At 70.7% G+C, this 17,602-nt stretch carries 13 protein-coding genes; 11 read left to right on the forward strand and 2 right to left on the reverse strand.

Annotated elements, in window-relative coordinates; genetic code table 11:
- Window positions 1-60: 60 nt before the first annotated feature.
- Complete coding sequence (gene dapF, locus RHM57_RS04535) at window positions 61-942, forward strand: diaminopimelate epimerase (RefSeq protein WP_134446962.1); 882 nt, start codon at window positions 61-63, stop codon at window positions 940-942.
- A gap of 139 nt (window positions 943-1,081) precedes the next feature.
- Here the strand turns inward: dapF and RHM57_RS04540 are convergent, their stop codons facing one another.
- Window positions 1,082-1,705, reverse strand: a complete 624-nt coding sequence (locus RHM57_RS04540; RefSeq protein WP_134559737.1) for a class I SAM-dependent methyltransferase — start codon at window positions 1,703-1,705, stop codon at window positions 1,082-1,084.
- 41 nt (window positions 1,706-1,746) lie between these two features.
- On the opposite strand from RHM57_RS04540, the gene hflX reads away from it, so the two are divergent.
- From hflX to metE, 3 genes are all read left to right on the forward strand, one after another.
- Complete coding sequence (gene hflX, locus RHM57_RS04545) at window positions 1,747-3,297, forward strand: GTPase HflX (RefSeq protein WP_322189598.1); 1,551 nt, start codon at window positions 1,747-1,749, stop codon at window positions 3,295-3,297.
- 205 nt (window positions 3,298-3,502) lie between these two features.
- Window positions 3,503-4,492 (forward strand): methylenetetrahydrofolate reductase, encoded by a 990-nt coding sequence (locus tag RHM57_RS04550; protein ID WP_134559734.1) that lies wholly within the window; start codon window positions 3,503-3,505, stop codon window positions 4,490-4,492.
- Window positions 4,493-4,665: 173 nt separating this feature from the next.
- Window positions 4,666-7,005 carry a 5-methyltetrahydropteroyltriglutamate--homocysteine S-methyltransferase gene (gene metE, locus RHM57_RS04555; protein WP_134561838.1) on the forward strand — a complete coding sequence of 780 codons (2,340 nt, stop codon included), beginning with the start codon at window positions 4,666-4,668 and terminating at the stop codon, window positions 7,003-7,005.
- 112 nt (window positions 7,006-7,117) lie between these two features.
- Here the strand turns inward: metE and lexA are convergent, their stop codons facing one another.
- Window positions 7,118-7,741: a transcriptional repressor LexA gene (lexA, locus tag RHM57_RS04560; RefSeq protein WP_241975417.1), complete on the reverse strand. Its 624-nt coding sequence runs from the start codon at window positions 7,739-7,741 to the stop codon at window positions 7,118-7,120.
- Window positions 7,742-8,159: 418 nt separating this feature from the next.
- On the opposite strand from lexA, the gene RHM57_RS04565 reads away from it, so the two are divergent.
- The 7 genes from RHM57_RS04565 to RHM57_RS04595 all read left to right on the forward strand — a co-directional run bounded on the left by RHM57_RS04565 (window position 8,160) and on the right by RHM57_RS04595 (window position 17,602).
- A complete protein-coding gene (locus RHM57_RS04565; protein WP_134446971.1) occupies window positions 8,160-8,534 on the forward strand; it encodes a LysM peptidoglycan-binding domain-containing protein in 375 nt (124 codons plus the stop codon).
- A gap of 117 nt (window positions 8,535-8,651) precedes the next feature.
- On the forward strand, window positions 8,652-9,731 hold the full coding sequence (locus tag RHM57_RS04570; protein WP_370294541.1) for a histidinol-phosphate transaminase: 1,080 nt from the start codon (window positions 8,652-8,654) through the stop codon (window positions 9,729-9,731).
- A gap of 25 nt (window positions 9,732-9,756) precedes the next feature.
- A complete protein-coding gene (gene hisB / locus RHM57_RS04575) occupies window positions 9,757-10,395 on the forward strand; it encodes an imidazoleglycerol-phosphate dehydratase HisB (RefSeq protein WP_134446973.1) in 639 nt (212 codons plus the stop codon).
- Window positions 10,392-11,024 (forward strand): imidazole glycerol phosphate synthase subunit HisH, encoded by a 633-nt coding sequence (gene hisH, locus RHM57_RS04580; RefSeq protein WP_322136131.1) that lies wholly within the window; start codon window positions 10,392-10,394, stop codon window positions 11,022-11,024. Before hisB ends, hisH begins: the two co-directional genes overlap by 4 nt.
- 61 nt (window positions 11,025-11,085) lie before the next feature.
- Window positions 11,086-11,826 (forward strand): bifunctional 1-(5-phosphoribosyl)-5-((5-phosphoribosylamino)methylideneamino)imidazole-4-carboxamide isomerase/phosphoribosylanthranilate isomerase PriA, encoded by a 741-nt coding sequence (gene priA / locus RHM57_RS04585; RefSeq protein WP_322189599.1) that lies wholly within the window; start codon window positions 11,086-11,088, stop codon window positions 11,824-11,826.
- Entirely contained in the window at window positions 11,810-12,640 is an 831-nt protein-coding gene (locus RHM57_RS04590) for an SseB family protein (protein ID WP_322189600.1), read from the forward strand. The genes priA and RHM57_RS04590 overlap by 17 nt, the downstream gene beginning before the upstream one ends.
- Before the next feature lie 51 nt (window positions 12,641-12,691).
- Window positions 12,692-17,602, forward strand: coding sequence for a DEAD/DEAH box helicase (locus tag RHM57_RS04595; protein ID WP_322189601.1), 4,911 nt, complete (start codon window positions 12,692-12,694; stop codon window positions 17,600-17,602).

Here is a 17,602-nt window from a genome sequence, read left to right on the forward strand (position 1 = left end):
GAACCGATTCGACGGGGAGTGTGGGTCTGTGGTGCCCGGTCTGCTCCCTACACTGGTCTGATGGGCATCGATCTCAACTTCACCAAGGGCCAGGGCACGGGCAACGACTTCGTGTTGTTCGCCGATCCGGACGGGGAGATCGAGCTGACCCCGGCGCAGATCCGCGCGATCTGCGACCGCCGCTTCGGCATCGGCGCCGACGGCATCATCCGCGCGGTCCGCTCGCGCAGCCTCGAGGCCGGCGCCCCAGCCCTCGCGGAGGACGACCAGGCCGAGTGGTTCATGGACTACTGGAACGCCGACGGGACGCTCTCCGAGATGTGCGGCAACGGCATCCGTGTCTACGCCCGGTTCCTCGCCGAACAGGGCCTCGCCGACGTGCCCGGCGGGGACACCCTCGTCGTCGGAACGCGCGCGGGCGTCCGTGACGTGCAGCGGAACGCTGCGGGCTACCAGGTCGACCTGGGCCGCTGGCGGCTCGACGGCGGCGAACCGCTCGTCCGTGCCAGGAACCTCGCCGTCGCCCGGCCCGGTCTCGGGATCAACGTCGGCAACCCGCACGTCGTGGTCGCCCTCGCGGACCTCGGTGAACTCGAGAGCGCGGACCTCGGCTACATCCCGCAGCTCGACCCCGAACCGGCCGACGGGGCCAACGTCGAATTCGTGGTGCCGGGCGACCCCCTGGTCGTCGACGGCGTCGGACACATCCGGATGCGCGTCCACGAACGCGGCAGCGGCGAGACGCTCTCCTGCGGCACGGGAGCCGCAGCGGCCGCCCTCGCGACCCGGCACTGGGCGGGCGCGGGAGCCCCGAACCAGTGGCGCGTCGAGGTGACCGGCGGCACGCTCGGCGTGCGGATGTTCCCTGCAGAGGACGGCGAGCACGTCGCGCTCTCCGGGCCGGCCGAGCTCGTCTACGACGGCGTCTTCCGCCTCAACTGACCAAGGCCCCCAGGTCGGGGATTCGCCCGTCCCTGCCGCGAGAGTACGAATATGGCCCCTTCGCGGTCCGCGAAAGGGCCATATCTCCGCTCTCGCGGAACCTTGCGGGCGCGGGCTCAGCGGGGGAGTGCTCTCGCGGTTAGAGGGTGGGGTCGCCGTGGCGCTTGACGCGGAGGACCCGGAAGCCCTTGCTGATCGCGAAGCGGGAGACCGCGAAGTCGTGGGGGAGTTCGCCGTCGAGCCAGCGCTGCAGGGAATCGGACCCGAGGTTGCGCTGCACGACGAGCCAGGCATCCGAATCGGGCTCGAGGCGCGGTAGCCAGCTACTCAGCAGGTTGTGCAGCTCGTTCTTGCCGACCCGGATCGGCGGGTTCGACCAGATCGTGCGGAACTGCACGTGCGAGGGAACCTGGTCGGGTGTGACGGCCGTGATGTTCGTCAGCCCGAGCTTCTCGGCATTCAGCCGTACGAGGTCGAGGGCGCGCTCGTTGACGTCGACCGCCCAGATCGTGGCGCGCGGCGAAGCGAGCGCGAGGTGGAAGCTGATCGGACCCCAGCCGCAGCCGAGGTCGAGGAAGTCGCCCCCCGGCGGCGGCGCCGGCGTGTTCTCGAGGAGCACCTTGGTACCCGTGTCGATGTGGTCGGGACTGAACACCGAATTGGCGGTCGTGACCTCCCGCGCCTGACCGCCCAGGTGCACGGTCACCTGCTGCAGCCTGAGCTTGCTGTCGGGGGCAGGGGTGAAGTAATGGTCGGAGGGCATAGAGGGAACCTACCGCTCTTCGAGGAAGTAAGGTTAAAGGAATGATTGAACCAGTTGAAACGCCGGACGACGACGTTGTGGCACGGGTCCTTGCCAGTGCCGATTCCAAGGCCGCCGGCTACTCCCTGTTCCGCAGCGGGAGCGCCCAGGCCCTCGACGCCGAGCCCCGCTCCGACGAACACGATGACGGCCATGACGGCGCCCAGCTCGACCGCGAAGACCGCAACGCCCTCCGCCGCGTTCCCAGCCTCTCCACCGAGCTCGAGGACGTCACCGAGGTCGAATACCGGCAGCTGCGCCTCGAGAACGTCATCCTGATCGGCCTCTACACCCAGGGCACTGTCGCGGACGCCGAGAACTCCATGCGCGAACTCGCTGCCCTCGCCGAGACCGCGGGCGCCACCGTGCTCGACGGCCTCATGCAGCGCCGCGCCACCCCGGACACGAGCACCTACCTCGGCAAGGGCAAAGCGCAGGAACTCGCCGGCATCGTCAAGGCGCTCGGCGCCGACACCGTCATCGCCGACACCGAACTCGCGCCCAGCCAGCGACGCGCCCTCGAGGACGTCGTCAAGGTCAAGGTCATCGACCGCACCGCCACGATCCTCGACATCTTCAGCCAGCACGCCAAGAGCAGGGAGGGCAAGGCGCAGGTCGAACTCGCCCAGCTCGAATACCTGCTGCCCCGCCTCCGCGGCTGGGGTGACTCCATGTCGCGCCAGGCCGGTGGCCAGGTCGGCGGAACCGGTGCCGGAATGGGTTCCCGCGGCCCCGGCGAGACGAAGATCGAACTCGACCGTCGTCGCATCCACACCCGGATGTCCCGGCTGCGCAAGCAGATCCTGGCCATGAAGCCGGCCCGCGAGGCCAAGCGCGCCAACCGCAAGCGCAACGCCGTGCCCTCCGTCGCCATCGTCGGCTACACCAACGCCGGCAAGTCGAGCCTGCTCAACCGGATCACGCGCGCCGGCGTGCTCGTCGAGAACTCCCTCTTCGCCACGCTCGACGCGACCGTCCGGAAGTCGACAACGAGCGACGGCCGGCTGTACACGCTGACCGACACCGTCGGCTTCGTCCGCAACCTGCCGCACCAACTCGTCGAGGCCTTCCGGTCGACCCTTGAAGAGGTCGCCGACGCCGACGTCATCGTGCACGTCGTCGACGCCTCCCACCCCGACCCGGCGAGCCAGCTCGCGACGGTCCGCGAGGTCATCGGTGAGGTCGGCGCCCGGGAGATCCCTGAGCTCGTCGTCTTCAACAAGAGCGACCTCGTCACGGACGACGATCGTCTCGTGCTGCGCGGCCTCTGGCCGAAGGGCATCTTCGTCTCCACCCGCACGGGTGAGGGCGTCGACGAGGTGCTCGACGCGATCGCCGGACTGCTTCCGCGCCCGTCCATCGAACTCGACCTGCTCATTCCCTACGAGCGTGGCGACCTGATCGCGATGCTGCACGCCCAGGGCACGGTGCTCACGACGGACTACGCCGAAACCGGCACCCGGGTGCGCGCCCTCGTCACGACGGAGATCCAGTCCCAGTTCGCACCGTTCGCCGTCGCACCGGCGGCCGCCGTGCCCGCCGTCGCAAGCTGAACCAGGTAACGAACGGTCACACTCGTGCAATCCGATTAAGGGATTGCTAGAGTTTTCTTCAATCGTTGCCGACGGATTTCTTCCGCCGGCATGGAGCGACAGCCGAGCCCGGCACCCGCCCGCGAACACCCGCCAAGGCTTTCTGGCGGTCCGCGGCCGCCCGGCCATTCAGTGCACACACTGGCTACTGTCGAATGAGGAATGAATGTCCACTCCAACGGACTCCGCCCGCACACGGCGCATCCCCTTTTCGTTCGAGCTGTATCCGCCGAAGACGGATGCCGCAGCATCCGCTCTCGCGACGACGATCGACCATCTCGCAGCGGCGGGCCCCGACTTCCTCTCGGTCACCTACGGGGCCAACGGATCCTCACGCCGCTCCTCGCTCGACGTTCTCAGCCGAATCCTCCGCACGACGAACGTCGAAGCGATGGCCCACCTCACCTGCGTCGGCTCCACCCACGACGAGGCGAACCGGCTGATCCGCGAATTCCTCGACGCCGGAGTGCGCAGCTTCCTCGCCCTCCGCGGCGACCCCCCGGCAGGCACGAAGGAGGGCGAGGCGTTCCTCGGCGACTTCGGCAGCGCCGCCGAACTCGTGCAGCTCATCCACCGGGTTCAGGCCGAGAAGTCCCCGTACCGCGAGACGATCATCCCCGGTATCCCCGCCGCACGCGCCGTCAAGCCCGGCCACGAGAAGGTGCGGATCGCCGTTGCGGCGTTCCCGAACGGCCACCCCCGGTCACGTTCATCGGCGCAGGATATCGACACCCTGCTCGCCAAGCAGGCCGCGGGCGCGAACCTCGGCATCACCCAGCTCTTCTTCCACGCCGACCACTTCCTCAGCTTCGTCCAGCGCGCCAGGGAAGCCGGAGTGCTCTTCCCGATCCTGCCCGGCATCATGCCGGTGACCAGCCCGGCCAGGCTGCGGCGGATCATCGAACTCTCCGGTGAGCAGATGCCGGCAGACCTGTCCATCCGGCTCGAGATCGAACCGACCAAGGAAGGACAGCGTGAGATCGGCATCCAGCACGCCGTCGACCTCGCCAGCCAGGTGATCGCCGGGGGAGCGCCCGGTCTGCACCTCTACGCCTTCAATCAGCACGAGACCGTACTGGAGGTGCTCGACGGCTGCGGCCTGCTCGGCGCGCCGGCTCCGGTCCGGACGCCGACGGCACTGCCCACGATCGTGTAACCCGGCCTGGCGCCCCGCCCCGCCCCGGACGCCATCGCCGCTCCCGCTCCACCGACCGCCATACGGGCGCCTCGGGTTTCCGTCGCGCCCGAAAGCACCCTGCACGCCGCGGCATCCGCCCCACACACCACCCGCCAGCATCCGCTGCACCGCCCAACCGCAAAGGAAACGTTATGACCAGCACTGCCCCGTTCCCCGCAGGCACGATCCTCGGCTATCCGCGCATCGGCCCGCGCCGAGAACTCAAGAAGGCCGTCGAATCCTTCTGGGCCGGCACATCGAGCGCCGTCGAACTCGAGGCCGCTGCGGCCGGACTCCGTCAGGCCACCCGCGACCGCCTCGCCGCCCTCGGCCTCGGCCGCACCGACTCCGCCATCCCGGAGTCGTTCTCCTACTACGACCAGATGCTCGACGCGCTCTGCACGGTCGGCGCCGTGCCCGCCCGCTTCGCCGGACTCGTCGACGCCGACGGGCACATCGACCTCGCCGGATACTTCACCCTCGCCCGCGGCGAGGGGGACAGCCTCCCGCTCGAGATGACCAAGTGGTTCGACTCGAACTACCACTACCTCGTGCCCGAGATCGGGCCGGAAACGGAGTTCTCCCTCTCGAGCGACCGGATCGTGCGCGAATTCGAGGAGGCACGCGCCGCCGGCTTCCTGACCCGGCCCGTCATCGTCGGCCCGGTCACGTTCCTGCTGCTCAGCAAGCCGAGCGACGAAGCCCCTGCGGGCTTCGAGCCCCTCGACCGGCTCGATGACCTCATTCCGGTGTACGCGACCCTGCTGCAGCGCCTCGCCGACGCCGGTGCCGAGTGGGTGCAGCTCGACGAACCCGGCCTCGTCAGCGAGAGCATCCACGTGCCCCGCGCCGAGACCCTCAGCGCCGTGCAGTGGGCGTACGGGACCCTCGGGCACCTCGCCCAGCGTCCGGCGATCTTCGTCGCTGCCCCCTACGGCAGCCTCGACGACGCCCTGCCCGTGCTCGCCGGCGCACCGATCGAGGCCATCGGCCTTGATCTCGTCCGCGGCACGCTCCCCGAGACCGCCCCAGGGCTGGACGGGAAGACCCTCGTCGCCGGTGTCATCGACGGGCACAACATCTGGCGCGGTGACCTGGCGGATGCCTTCGCTCAGGTCACCGGGGCCGGCGCACTGTCGCCGCGGATCGCCGTCTCGACCTCGACGAGCCTCCAGCACGTCCCGCACACCGTCGCGGACGAGACCGCGCTCGGCGCCGAACTCGTGAGCTGGCTCGCATTCGCCGACGAGAAAGTCGGCCAGGTTGTGACCCTCGCCCGCGGCCTGGCCGACGGACGGGAGGCCATCAGCGCCGAACTGGACGCTGCGACCGGCGCACTCGCCGCCCGCAGCGCCGCCCCCGGCGTCCGCGACGGTGCCGTGAGGGCCCGTGCCGCGGAGCTCACCGACGCCTCGTACAGCCGAGGGGTTTACGCCGACAGGCTCGCCGCCCAGGAGGCCGCACTCGCGCTGCCCTTCCTGCCGACGACGACCATCGGCTCCTTCCCGCAGACCGGGGAGATCCGCCGTGCCCGCGCCCGTTTCCTCACCGGAGTGCTCAGCGACGCCGAATACCGCGACCTGATGCGCGCGGAGATCGCCAGGGTCGTCGCCCTGCAGGAGGAGATCGGCCTCGACGTGCTCGTGCACGGCGAACCCGAGCGCAACGACATGGTGCAGTACTTCGCCGAGAACCTCGACGGCTTCGCGGTCACCGAGAACGGCTGGGTCCAGTCCTACGGCAGCCGCTGCACCCGCCCGTCCATCCTGTGGGGCGATGTCTCCCGCCCGAAGCCGATCACCGTCGACTGGTCGACCTACACGCAGGGGCTGACGGCGAAGCCGGTCAAGGGCATGCTGACCGGCCCGGTCACCATCCTCGCCTGGTCCTTCGTGCGCGACGACCAGCCCCTCGGCGAGACGGCGCGCCAGGTCGCCCTCGCCCTCCGCGACGAGATCGCCGACCTCGAGGCCGCCGGAATCGGCATCATCCAGGTCGACGAGCCGGCCCTGCGCGAACTGCTTCCGCTCAAGAAGGCCGGCCACGCAGACTACCTCGACTGGTCCGTCGGCTCGTTCCGGCTCGCGACCGCCGGGGTGCGGGACGCCACCCAGATCCACACCCACCTCTGCTACTCCGAGTTCGGTGTCGTGCTCGAGGCGATCCGCGCTCTCGACGCCGACGTGACGAGCATCGAGGCGGCCCGCTCCCGGATGGAGGTCGTGACGGACATTCAGGCCAATGGCTTCGACCACGGCATCGGCCCGGGCGTCTACGACATCCACTCACCGCGGGTGCCGGGCGTTGCCGAGCTGACGGAGCTGCTCGACCGTGCCGTCGCCGCCATCCCGGCCGGTCAGGTCTGGGTGAACCCGGATTGCGGGCTCAAGACCCGCGGCTACGCGGAGACGGTCGAGTCTCTCGGAAACATGATCGAGGCGACCCGCATCGTGCGCGCCCGCCTCGCCGCAGGCGTGCCCGCCCTCGCCTGATCCTCCTCGCGGCGAACACCCGCCGCGCGCGACGCGCCGTTTGCGCCGCTTCGCGCCAGGCTTGCCTGGCGCGAAGCGGCGCAGTTGGCGCGCACGGGGGATCTACAGTGAGCTACAGGGAACGCAGGACGGCGACGATCTTGCCGAGGATCTCGGCGTGGTCACCGAGGATCGGCTCGAAGTTGGTGTTCCTCGGCAGCAGCCAGGTGTGGCCGTCACGCTGCCGGAAGACCTTCACCGTCGCCTCGCCATCGAGCATCGCGGCGACGATCTCGCCGTTCTCCGCGGTCTTCTGCTGGCGGACGACGACCCAGTCGCCGTCCATGATCGCGGCGTCGATCATCGATTCGCCGACGACCTTGAGCATGAACAGCTCGCCCTTGCCGACGAGCTGGCGCGGGAGCGGGAAGATCTCGTCGACCTGCTGGTCGGCCATGATCGGAACACCGGCCGCGATCCGCCCGACGAGCGGCACCATTGCCGCGTCGCCCACCGGGGTACCCTGCTGGAAGTTCTCGGCGGCGCCGGCCGCGGTGTCCTCCGGCGACTGCGGCAGCTCGATCAGGACCTCGAGCGCCCGGGGCCGGTTCGGGTCCCTGCGCAGGTAGCCGCTCAGCTGGAGCTGGTTGAGCTGGTGGGTGACGCTCGACAGCGACGACAGGCCCACGGCGTCACCGATCTCCCGCATGCTCGGCGGATAGCCGCGCTGGCCGACAGAGCGCTGGATCACGTCCATGATCGCGCGCTGCTTGTCGCTGAGGCTCTTCCTCCGACGTGTTCCGCCTCGTTCGGGGGAACTGCCGGCGAACGGGGTCACGCTGTCCGGGGTCTCGCTGTCCGGGGTCACGCTGTCCTGGGTCACGATGTCGCTCCTGTCGGTGGCGGTGGGCGGTGGCGGGCGGTCGCCCCGGTGGATGCCGTGAGGCGACCGTATCCGAATGTCAGTGGTCGCTGGTTGAGTTCACACCAGTCAATCGAAACTGTAACCAGCCTGGGGCGAAGTGCAGACATTCATTCGAGTGTGTCGTGTACTTCACCCCAATAATAACCGGAGAAAGTCTTGATTGTTCGAACAATCGAATATATATTCGGAACATAGCTTCGTATCCAGCTCTCCCGGCCGAGAGTCGGATACGAATACACAGGAGGCAGACATGAGCACAACAATCGAGCTGGTCCCGGGGGCGCACACCCGGCTGCGCATCACCCGGCGCGGTCGTGCCGTGCTGACCGCGATCGCCGGCGTCCCCCTCGTCGTCGGCGCGCTTGCCCTCGCCCTCAACGGCGGCCTCGCCGCCGCAGACGGCAGCACCTTGAGCGGCAGCGGCATGAGCGCCGACGCGGGTGGAAGTGCGACGACCTTCGACTACGTCACGATCCAGTCGGGCCAGTCGTTGTGGCAGCTTGCCGAGCGCATCGCCCCTTCTGCCGATCCGCGCGAGGTCATCGCCGAGATCGTCAACCTGAACCAGCTGCCCTCCGAGAGCGTGCAGCCGGGCCAGCGCTTGGCTCTCCCTGCCGAATACTGAGCAAGCCGGATACTGAGCAAGCCGGATACTGAACCACCGGAGTACTGAGCAAGCCAAATACTGAACCACGGGCAATATGACCCGCCGGTGCTGAGGCCCATCGGTAACATGGGGGGAGTGACCAGTCTCAACGACCTGCCCCTCCGCGACAATCTTCGCGGGCTCACTCCCTATGGGGCGCCGCAGCTGCACGTGCCGGTCGCGCTCAACGTGAATGAGAACACCCACGGCATCCCCGAGGACGTGGCCGTCGACATCGCCGCAGCACTGGCCGCCGCTATCCGGGGGATCAACCGGTACCCGGACCGGGAATTCACGGAACTGCGCGAGGCGATGGCCCGCTACCTCGGACACGGTCTCACCCGTCAGAACATCTGGGCGGCCAACGGCTCCAACGAGGTTCTCCAGCAGGTGCTGCAGGCCTTCGGCGGGCCGGGACGCACCCTCCTCGGTTTCGCCCCCACCTATTCGATGTACCCGTTGCTCGCCTCGGGAACCGGAACCCGCTGGGTCGCCGGTGACCGCGACGCCGACTTCGAACTCACCCCGGAACGCGCCGTCGACTGGGTCAACCGGGTCAATCCCGACCTCGTCTTCCTGTGCTCCCCGAACAACCCGACCGGCACCCCGCTCTCTCTCGACGTGATCGCCGCCGTCTACGACGCCTGTGACGGCATCGTGGTCGTCGACGAGGCCTACGCCGAATTCGCTCCGGTGGGGACGGCATCCGCTCTCACCCTGCTGCCCGGCAGGGAACGCCTGCTGGTCTCGCGCACGATGAGCAAGGCCTTCGCATTCGCCGGGGCCCGGGTGGGCTACCTCGCCGCCGACCCGGCCGTGACTGATGCGCTGCGGCTCGTGCGCCTGCCGTACCACCTCTCCGCGCTGACCCAGGCCGCGGCCGTCGCCGCTTTCGCGCACACGCCGGAGATGCTGCGCATGGTCGACGACATCCGCGGCCAGCGCGACCGCCTCGTCACCGAGCTGCACCGGCTGGGCTACCGCCCCTTGCGGAGCTGGAGCAATTTCGTGCTGTTCGGCGGGGTCTCCGACCCGCGCGGAACCTTCGAGGCGCTGCTCGCCGAGGGCATCCTCGTGCGCGACGTCGGGATCCCCGGCCACCTGCGGGTCACGGCCGGCACCGAGCGCGAGACGAGCGTATTCCTCGACGCCCTCGAAGCACTGGGCCACGCGTAACCGCCCGGGCCAATAAACTAGCCGCATGAGCTCACAGTCACCGGCCGCACAGTCATCGACCGCACAGGCCCGCATCGCGCACCTGCAGCGGGAGACGAGCGAGTCGAGCATCGACCTGACGATCAACCTCGACGGCACCGGCGTCTCCGACATCCACACCTCGGTGCCGTTCTACGACCACATGCTCACCGCGTTCGCCAAGCACTCGCTGACCGACCTCACCGTGCGGGCGTCGGGGGACATCGAGATCGACGTGCACCACACCGTCGAAGACGTCGCCATCGTGCTCGGACTCGCCATCCGGCAGGCGCTCGGAGACAAGTCCGGCATCTCCCGCTACGGCGACGCGCTCGTGCCCCTCGACGACGCCCTCGCCCAGGCTGTCGTCGACATCTCCGGCCGCCCGTACCTCGTGCACACCGGGGAGCCTGCCGGCTTCGAGTTCCACCTCATCGGCGGACACTTCACCGGCTCGATGGTGCGCCACGTCTTCGAGGCGATCGCATTCAACGCGGCCCTCACCGTGCACGTCACCGTGCTCGGCGGCCGCGACCCGCACCACATCGCCGAGGCCGAATTCAAGGCCTTCGCCCGCGCCTTCCGCCAGGCCAAGGCCTACGACCCGCTCGTCTCCGGCATCCCCTCGACCAAGGGCGCCCTGTGACGAGCGTCGTCGTCTTCGACTACGGCACCGGCAACGTGCACTCGGCCGTCAAAGCCCTCGAACTCGCCGGCGCCGACGTGACCCTGACGAGCGACCGCCGCACCGCCCTCGAGGCTTCCGGCCTCGTCGTGCCCGGCGTCGGAGCGTTCAGCGCCGTGATGAGCGCCCTCACCGCCGTGCGCGGCGACGAGATCGTCGACCGCCGCATCGCCGGGGGACGGCCGGTGCTCGGCATCTGCGTCGGCATGCAGGTCCTGTTCGAGCACGGCGTCGAACGCGGCTCGGACACCGAGGGACTCGGCGAATGGCCCGGCACCGTCGCCCAGCTGCCCGCCAAGATCCTGCCGCACATGGGCTGGAACACCGTCACCCCCGACCCGGACTCGCGCCTCTTCGCCGGCATCGAGGACGAGCGGTTCTACTTCGTGCACTCCTTCGCCGCCCAGGAGTGGACGCTCGAGGTCACGCCGCCGTTCCCGCGGCCCCGGCTCACCTGGGCGGAACACGGCGGACCGTTCCTCGCCGCTGTCGAGAACGGACCGCTCTCCGCGACCCAGTTCCACCCGGAGAAATCGGGCGAGGCCGGCATCCGCCTGCTGAAGAACTGGATCGGTACCCTGCGGGACTGACCGTCCCCTCTCGCTTTTGTTCGGCGGCCCGGCCGCACCCATCCCTGATCTGAGGACTACCGTGACTGAAACCACCCCCCGCCTCGTCCTGCTCCCGGCTGTCGACGTCGCAGACGGCAAGGCCGTGCGCCTCACCCAGGGCGAGGCCGGGACCGAGACCAACTACGGCGACCCCGTCGACGCCGCCCTCGACTGGGCGAGGCAGGGCGCCGAGTGGATCCACCTCGTCGATCTCGACGCGGCCTTCGGGCGCGGCACGAACACCGACGTGATCAGCCGGGTCATCCGCGAGGTCTCCGGAGTCAAGATCGAACTGTCCGGCGGGATCCGCGACGACGCCTCCCTGCAGGCGGCGCTCGGCGCGGGCGTCAGCCGGATCAACCTCGGCACGGCGGCCCTGGAGAACCCGGACTGGGCTGCCCGCGTGATCGCCGAACACGGTGACCAGGTCGCCGTCGGCCTGGACGTGCGCGGCACGACCCTTGCCGCCCGCGGTTGGACGAAGGAAGGCGGCGACCTCTGGGAGGTGCTCGCCCGCCTCGAGGAAGTGGGCTGCTCCCGTTACGTCGTGACCGACGTCACCAAGGACGGTACTCTGCAGGGTCCGAACCTCGACCTGCTCCGGCAGGTGCTCGCGCACACCGACCGTCCCGTCGTCGCCTCCGGCGGCATCTCGAGCCTGGCCGACCTCGTCGCCCTGCGCGAGCTGGTCCCGCTCGGACTCGAGGGCGCGATCGTGGGCAAGGCGCTCTACGCCGGCGCCTTCACCCTCGGTGAGGCCCTGGATGTCGCCGGCCGTTAATCTCGGATCGACCGGCCTCCCCGGGGGCCCAGAAGGCCAGGGAGGCCCCGGTCGCGCCAGCGTCCCTGCCGACTCCGCCGGGCAGCCCTGGGCCGGCCGTGCCTTCGAAGCCAACGACCACGCCGACGACGACGGATCGGCCCCGCTCGACCTCCTCGCCGCCCTCGCCCGCTACCGCGACAGGGAGTCCGGGGAGGAGGCCGTCGTCGACGCGATCCGCTCGTCCCGGCTGCTGATCCCGCTCGTGACGGCGCTCGGCGACTCCGGGCACACCGACGCCGGTCTCCTCGTCGACAAGACCCAGGAACTCTCGGTCATCACGGTCGCCGGACCGGACGGTCGGAACGTGCTCCCGGTGTTCACCTCGGCCGAAGCCATGGCCGCGTGGAACAGTGCGGCGCGGCCGGTGCCGGCCGACGGCATTCGGATCGCCCTCGCCGCGGCACAGGAGAACACCGACCTCGTCGTGCTCGACCCGACCGCGCCGACCGAATATGTCGTGCGGAGGCCGGCCCTGTGGGCGATCGCGCAAGGCCAGCCCTGGACACCGAGCTACGCGAGCCGCGCCGTCGCCGACGCCTTCGCGGCGTCGATCACGAGCGAGCTGAGCGTGCTCGGCGTCGCGCTCTCCGCCGGCGACCCGCTCGGCCGGTTCGCCGGGCCAGAGCTCGTGGTGCGCCTCGAGCTCGTCGACGGCCTGACCCGCGCCGAACTCGACGCGACGCTCGCCCGGCTCGCCGCGCGGTGGTCGGCGAGCGACACGATCGCCACCCAGGTCGATTCCCTGCGCGTGCAGCTCGCCGCGTCACGCTGACCGGGCCGGTCGCTGGGGCCGATTGTCAGGGGTGGGCGGGAAGATGGAGAGATGACCGAGGTCCTGCAGAGATTCTCGCCCGCCACCCGGGCCTGGTTCGGCCAGGCCTTCGCCGCGCCGACCGAGGCCCAGCTCGGCGCCTGGGACGCCATCTCCCGTGGCTCGCACGCGCTCGTCGTGGCCCCGACCGGCTCGGGCAAGACCCTCGCGGCCTTCCTGTGGGCCATCGACCGGCTGGCGACGCCGGCCCCTGAGTCTTCCGCGGCCACGGATGCCGCAGGGACGGTCGCCGCCCCGCTGCCGCGCACCCGGGTGCTCTACATCTCCCCGCTCAAAGCGCTCGGCGTCGACGTGGAACGGAACCTCCGCGCTCCGCTCGTCGGCATCACCCAGGCGGCGGCCCGGCTCGGCTTCCCTCCGGTCACGGTGACCGTCGGCGTGCGCTCGGGGGATACCCCGGCCGCCGACCGGCGCAGCCTCGTCAAGACGCCCCCCGACATCCTGATCACGACCCCCGAGTCGCTCTTCCTGATGCTCACCTCCGCCGCCCGTGACTCCCTGCGGGGTGTCGACACCGTCATCATCGACGAGGTGCACGCCGTCGCGTCGAGCAAGCGCGGCGCCCACCTCGCCGTCTCTCTCGAACGCCTCGACGAGCTGCTCGCGCGGCCGGCGCAGCGGATCGGTCTCTCTGCGACCGTCCGCCCGGCCGCGGAGGTCGCCCGGTTCCTCGGCGGCGCCGCCCCCGTGCAGATCGTCAATCCTGCCGCGGGCAAGCGCTTCGACCTCCGCGTCGTCGTCCCCGTCGACGACATGACGCAGCTGGGCCCCGTTCCCGAACGGGAGGGGTCGACAGCGGCCGCCGCGCCGCAGGCCGGTTCGATCTGGCCGCACGTCGAAGAAGCCATTGTCGACGAGGTGCTCGCGCATTCCTCGTCCATCGTCTTCGCGAACTCGCGCCGCCTCGCCGAGCGACTGACCGCGCGCTTCAACGAGATCTACGCCGGGCGCCTGGCGGATGCCGCGGAGCAGGCCGCGGGCGAGCTCGCGCCGGTCGGGGCAGGGGTCGCACCGGCATCCGCTGCCGAGGGCGCTGCAGCGGGCGCAGCCGGTGCGGGCTCAGACGGTGCGGGCTCAGTCGGTGAAGGCTCAGCACGCGGTTCAGCGGGCCCTGCACGGCCGCCGGCAGACCTGATGGGAGCGAGCGGCCAGAGCGCAGGGGCCGAGTCGCTGCTCGCCCGCGCGCACCACGGCTCGGTGAGCAAGGAACAGCGTTCGATGATCGAGGAGGACCTCAAGGCCGGGCGGCTGCGCTGCGTCGTCGCGACGTCGAGCCTCGAACTCGGCATCGACATGGGCGCCGTCGACCTCGTCGTGCAGGTCGAGTCTCCGCCCTCTGTTGCGAGCGGGCTGCAGCGGGTCGGCCGCGCCGGGCACCAGGTCGGCGAGATCTCCCGCGGCGTCATCTACCCCAAGCACCGTGCCGACCTCATCCACGCCGCCGTCGCCGCCGAGCGGATGGTCGCCGGACTGATCGAGTCGATCGCGGTGCCCTCGAACCCGCTCGACATTCTCGCCCAGCAGACCGTCGCGGCGGTGGCGCTCGAGCCGATCCAGGCCGAGGACTGGTTCGACATCGTGCGCCGCAGCGCCCCGTTCCAGGGCCTGCCCCGCTCGGCATACGAGGCAACGCTCGACCTCCTCGCCGGGCGGTACCCCTCCGACCAGTTCGCCGAGCTCCGCCCCCGGATCGTCTGGGATCGCGACACCGGCCTGCTCACCGGGCGTCCCGGCGCGCAGCGCCTCGCAGTCACAAGCGGCGGCACCATTCCCGACCGCGGGCTTTTCGGCGTCTTCATGGTCGGCGGCGAGCAGACCACAGGGCGTCGTGTCGGCGAACTCGACGAGGAGATGGTCTACGAATCCCGGGTCGGCGACGTCTTCGCACTCGGCACGACGAGCTGGCGGATCCAGGAGATCACCCACGACCGGGTGCTCGTGCTCCCGGCGTTCGGCGAGCCGGGGCGGCTGCCGTTCTGGAAGGGTGACGGCCTGGGCCGGCCGGCGGAACTCGGCGAGGCCGTCGGCGCCTTCGTCCGGGAGGTCTCCGCGTTGCCGGAGGCCGCCGCCCGGGTCCGCTGCGCGGCCGGGGGGCTCGATGAGCGCGCCGCGAACAACCTCCTGGTCTTCCTCGCCGACCAGCGCGCGGCCACCGGCCAGCTGCCGACCGACCGCACCCTCGTCGTCGAACGGTTCCGCGACGAACTCGGCGACTGGCGGGTGATCCTGCATTCCGCATACGGCATGCAGGTGCACGCGCCGTGGGCGCTCGCGGTCGCCGCCCGGGTGCGGGAACGCTACGGGCTCGACGGCGGGTGCGTCGCAAGCGACGACGGAATCGTCGCGCGCATCCCCGACACCGACGCCGAACCGCCCGGCGCCGAACTCTTCGTCTTCGAGGCGGAGGAGATCGAGCAGCTCGTGACCGATGAGGTCGGCGGCTCCGCCCTCTTCGCCGCCCGGTTCCGTGAGTGCGCCGCCCGCGCCCTGCTGCTCCCGAAGTACAACCCCGGCACCCGGTCGCCGCTCTGGCAGCAGCGGCAGAAGGCCGCCCAGCTGCTCGAGGTCGCCCGCACGTTCCCCACTTTCCCGATCATCCTCGAGACCGTGCGGGAATGCCTGCAGGACGTGTACGACCTGCCGGCCCTGCTCGACCTCACCCGCAAGATCAACAGCCGCACGATCCGCCTCGTCGAGACCCGCACGGAGACCCCGAGCCCCTTCGCGAGCACCCTGCTCTTCGGTTACGTCGCCGCGTTCATGTATGAGGGCGACTCACCGCTCGCCGAGCGCCGGGCCACGGCGCTGTCCCTCGACTCGAGCCTCCTCGCGGAGCTGCTCGGCAGGGTCGAACTGCGAGAGCTCCTCGACCCCGCCGTGATCGAGCAGACGGATGCCGAACTCCAGCGCCTGCCCGCCGACCGGCACGCGCGGGGCGTCGAGGGTATCGCCGACCTCCTCCGCCAGCTCGGGCCCCTCACGACCGAGGAGGTCGCCGCCCGGCTCGATACCCACGACGGCCCCGACGCCGAAACCGGCCTGCTCGAGCTCGTCGCCGCACGCAGGGCACTCAGGGCCGGGTTCGCCGGCCGCCAGTGGTGGGCCGTGATCGAGGACGCCAGCCGGCTTCGCGACGCCCTCGGCGTTCCGGTGCCGCTCGGGGTGCCCGCCGCCTTCACCGAGGCCGTGCCAGACCCGCTCGGCGACCTGGTCAGCAGGTACGCGCGGACGCACGGCCCGTTCACGGTGGCGGATGTCGCCGACCGCTTCGGTCTCGGTCCGGTCGTCGCCCTCGGGGCGCTGCGACGTCTCGCCGGCACCCGCCGGGTGATCGAGGGCGAGTACCGGCCGCACGGCACCGGCAGCGAATGGTGCGACGCCGAGGTTCTGCGCCGGCTCCGCAGGCGGTCCCTCGCGGCGCTCCGCCACGAGGTCGAGCCCGTCGATCAAATCACGATGGGCCGGTTCCTGCCGTCCTGGCAACATGTAGGCGGACGGCTGCGCGGCGTCGACGGCGTCGCATCCGTCATCGAACAGCTCGAGGGGGCCCGCATCCCGGCGTCCGCCTGGGAATCGCTCGTGCTGCCCGCCCGGGTGAGCGACTACCGGCCGGCGATGCTGGACGAACTCACCAACGCGGGCGAGGTGCTCTGGGCGGGGGCAGGCACCCTCGCGGGCAACGACGGCTGGATCAGCCTGTACCTCGCCGAGACCGCCGCGCTCACCCTGCCGCCGCCAGCCCCCGTCGAGACCACGGAGCTGCAGCGCGAGGTGCTCGCGACCCTCGGCGGCGGGGGAGGGTTCTTCTTCCGGCAGCTCGCCGACGCGGTCGGCAGCCAGGACGACGTGCTCCTCGCCGATGCCCTCTGGGACCTGGTCTGGGCCGGCCTCGTCGGCAACGACACCTTCGCCCCGGTGCGGGCGCTGCTTTCCGGAGGCCGCACGGCGCACAGCGCCCGGAGGGCGGTGCCTCGGGCACGCCTGCACGGCGGCCGCGGGTTTGCCCGGTCGGCGATGCCGTTGCGCGGCGGACCGCCGACGGTGTCCGGCCGCTGGTCGATCGTGCCTGTCGCCGACGATTCACCCACCCGCCGCGCCCATGCCCTCGGCGAGACCCTGCTCGAACGCTACGGGGTCGTCACCCGCGGCGCCGTCGTGGGGGAGGGCGTCACCGGCGGCTTCGCGCTCGTCTACCGCACCCTGAGCGGCTTCGAGGAATCCGGCCGCTGCCGGCGCGGCTACTTCATCGACGGGCTCGGCGCCGCACAGTTCGCGACCGCCGGAACGATCGACCGGTTGCGTTCCTTCACCGAGTCGGAGTCCGGCGCGCACGGTGGCCGGGGAGCGGGTCCCGCCGCGGCAGGGCAGGGGGCGCCGGTCGTCGTCACGCTCGCCGCGACCGACCCGGCCAACCCGTACGGGGCCGTGCTGCCGTGGCCGGCCCTGCCGGCCGGCACCACTCACCGTGCTGCCCGGAAGGCCGGCGCGATCGTCGTGCTCGTCGACGGCGCCCTCGCGCTCTACGTCGAACGCGGCGGCAAGACCGTGCTCGCCTTCGACGGAAGCCAGGTCGGAGGGGCCGACGATGTCGACGCCGGCGCCGTGCCGGCGGGTAACCGCGCCGATGCCGACGATGTCGACGCCGGCGCCGTGCCGGCGGGTAACCGCGCCGATGCCGACGATGCCGTTGGTGCTGCCATCGGTGCCGACGTCGCCGCCGCCCGTGACGCACTCTTCGCGGCCGCGGCCGGTGCCCTCGCCGCCACGGTGACGAGCGGCCGGATCGCCAAACTCGGCGTCGAGACGGTCAATGGCGCCTTCGTGATCGGCACCCCGTTCGGCCGCGCGCTCCAGGCCGCCGGATTCGGCGTGACGCCGAAGGGACTGAAGCTGCATGCCTGA

This window comes from Cryobacterium sp. 10S3 (genome assembly GCF_034344045.1).
Classification (GTDB): domain Bacteria; phylum Actinomycetota; class Actinomycetes; order Actinomycetales; family Microbacteriaceae; genus Cryobacterium; species Cryobacterium glucosi.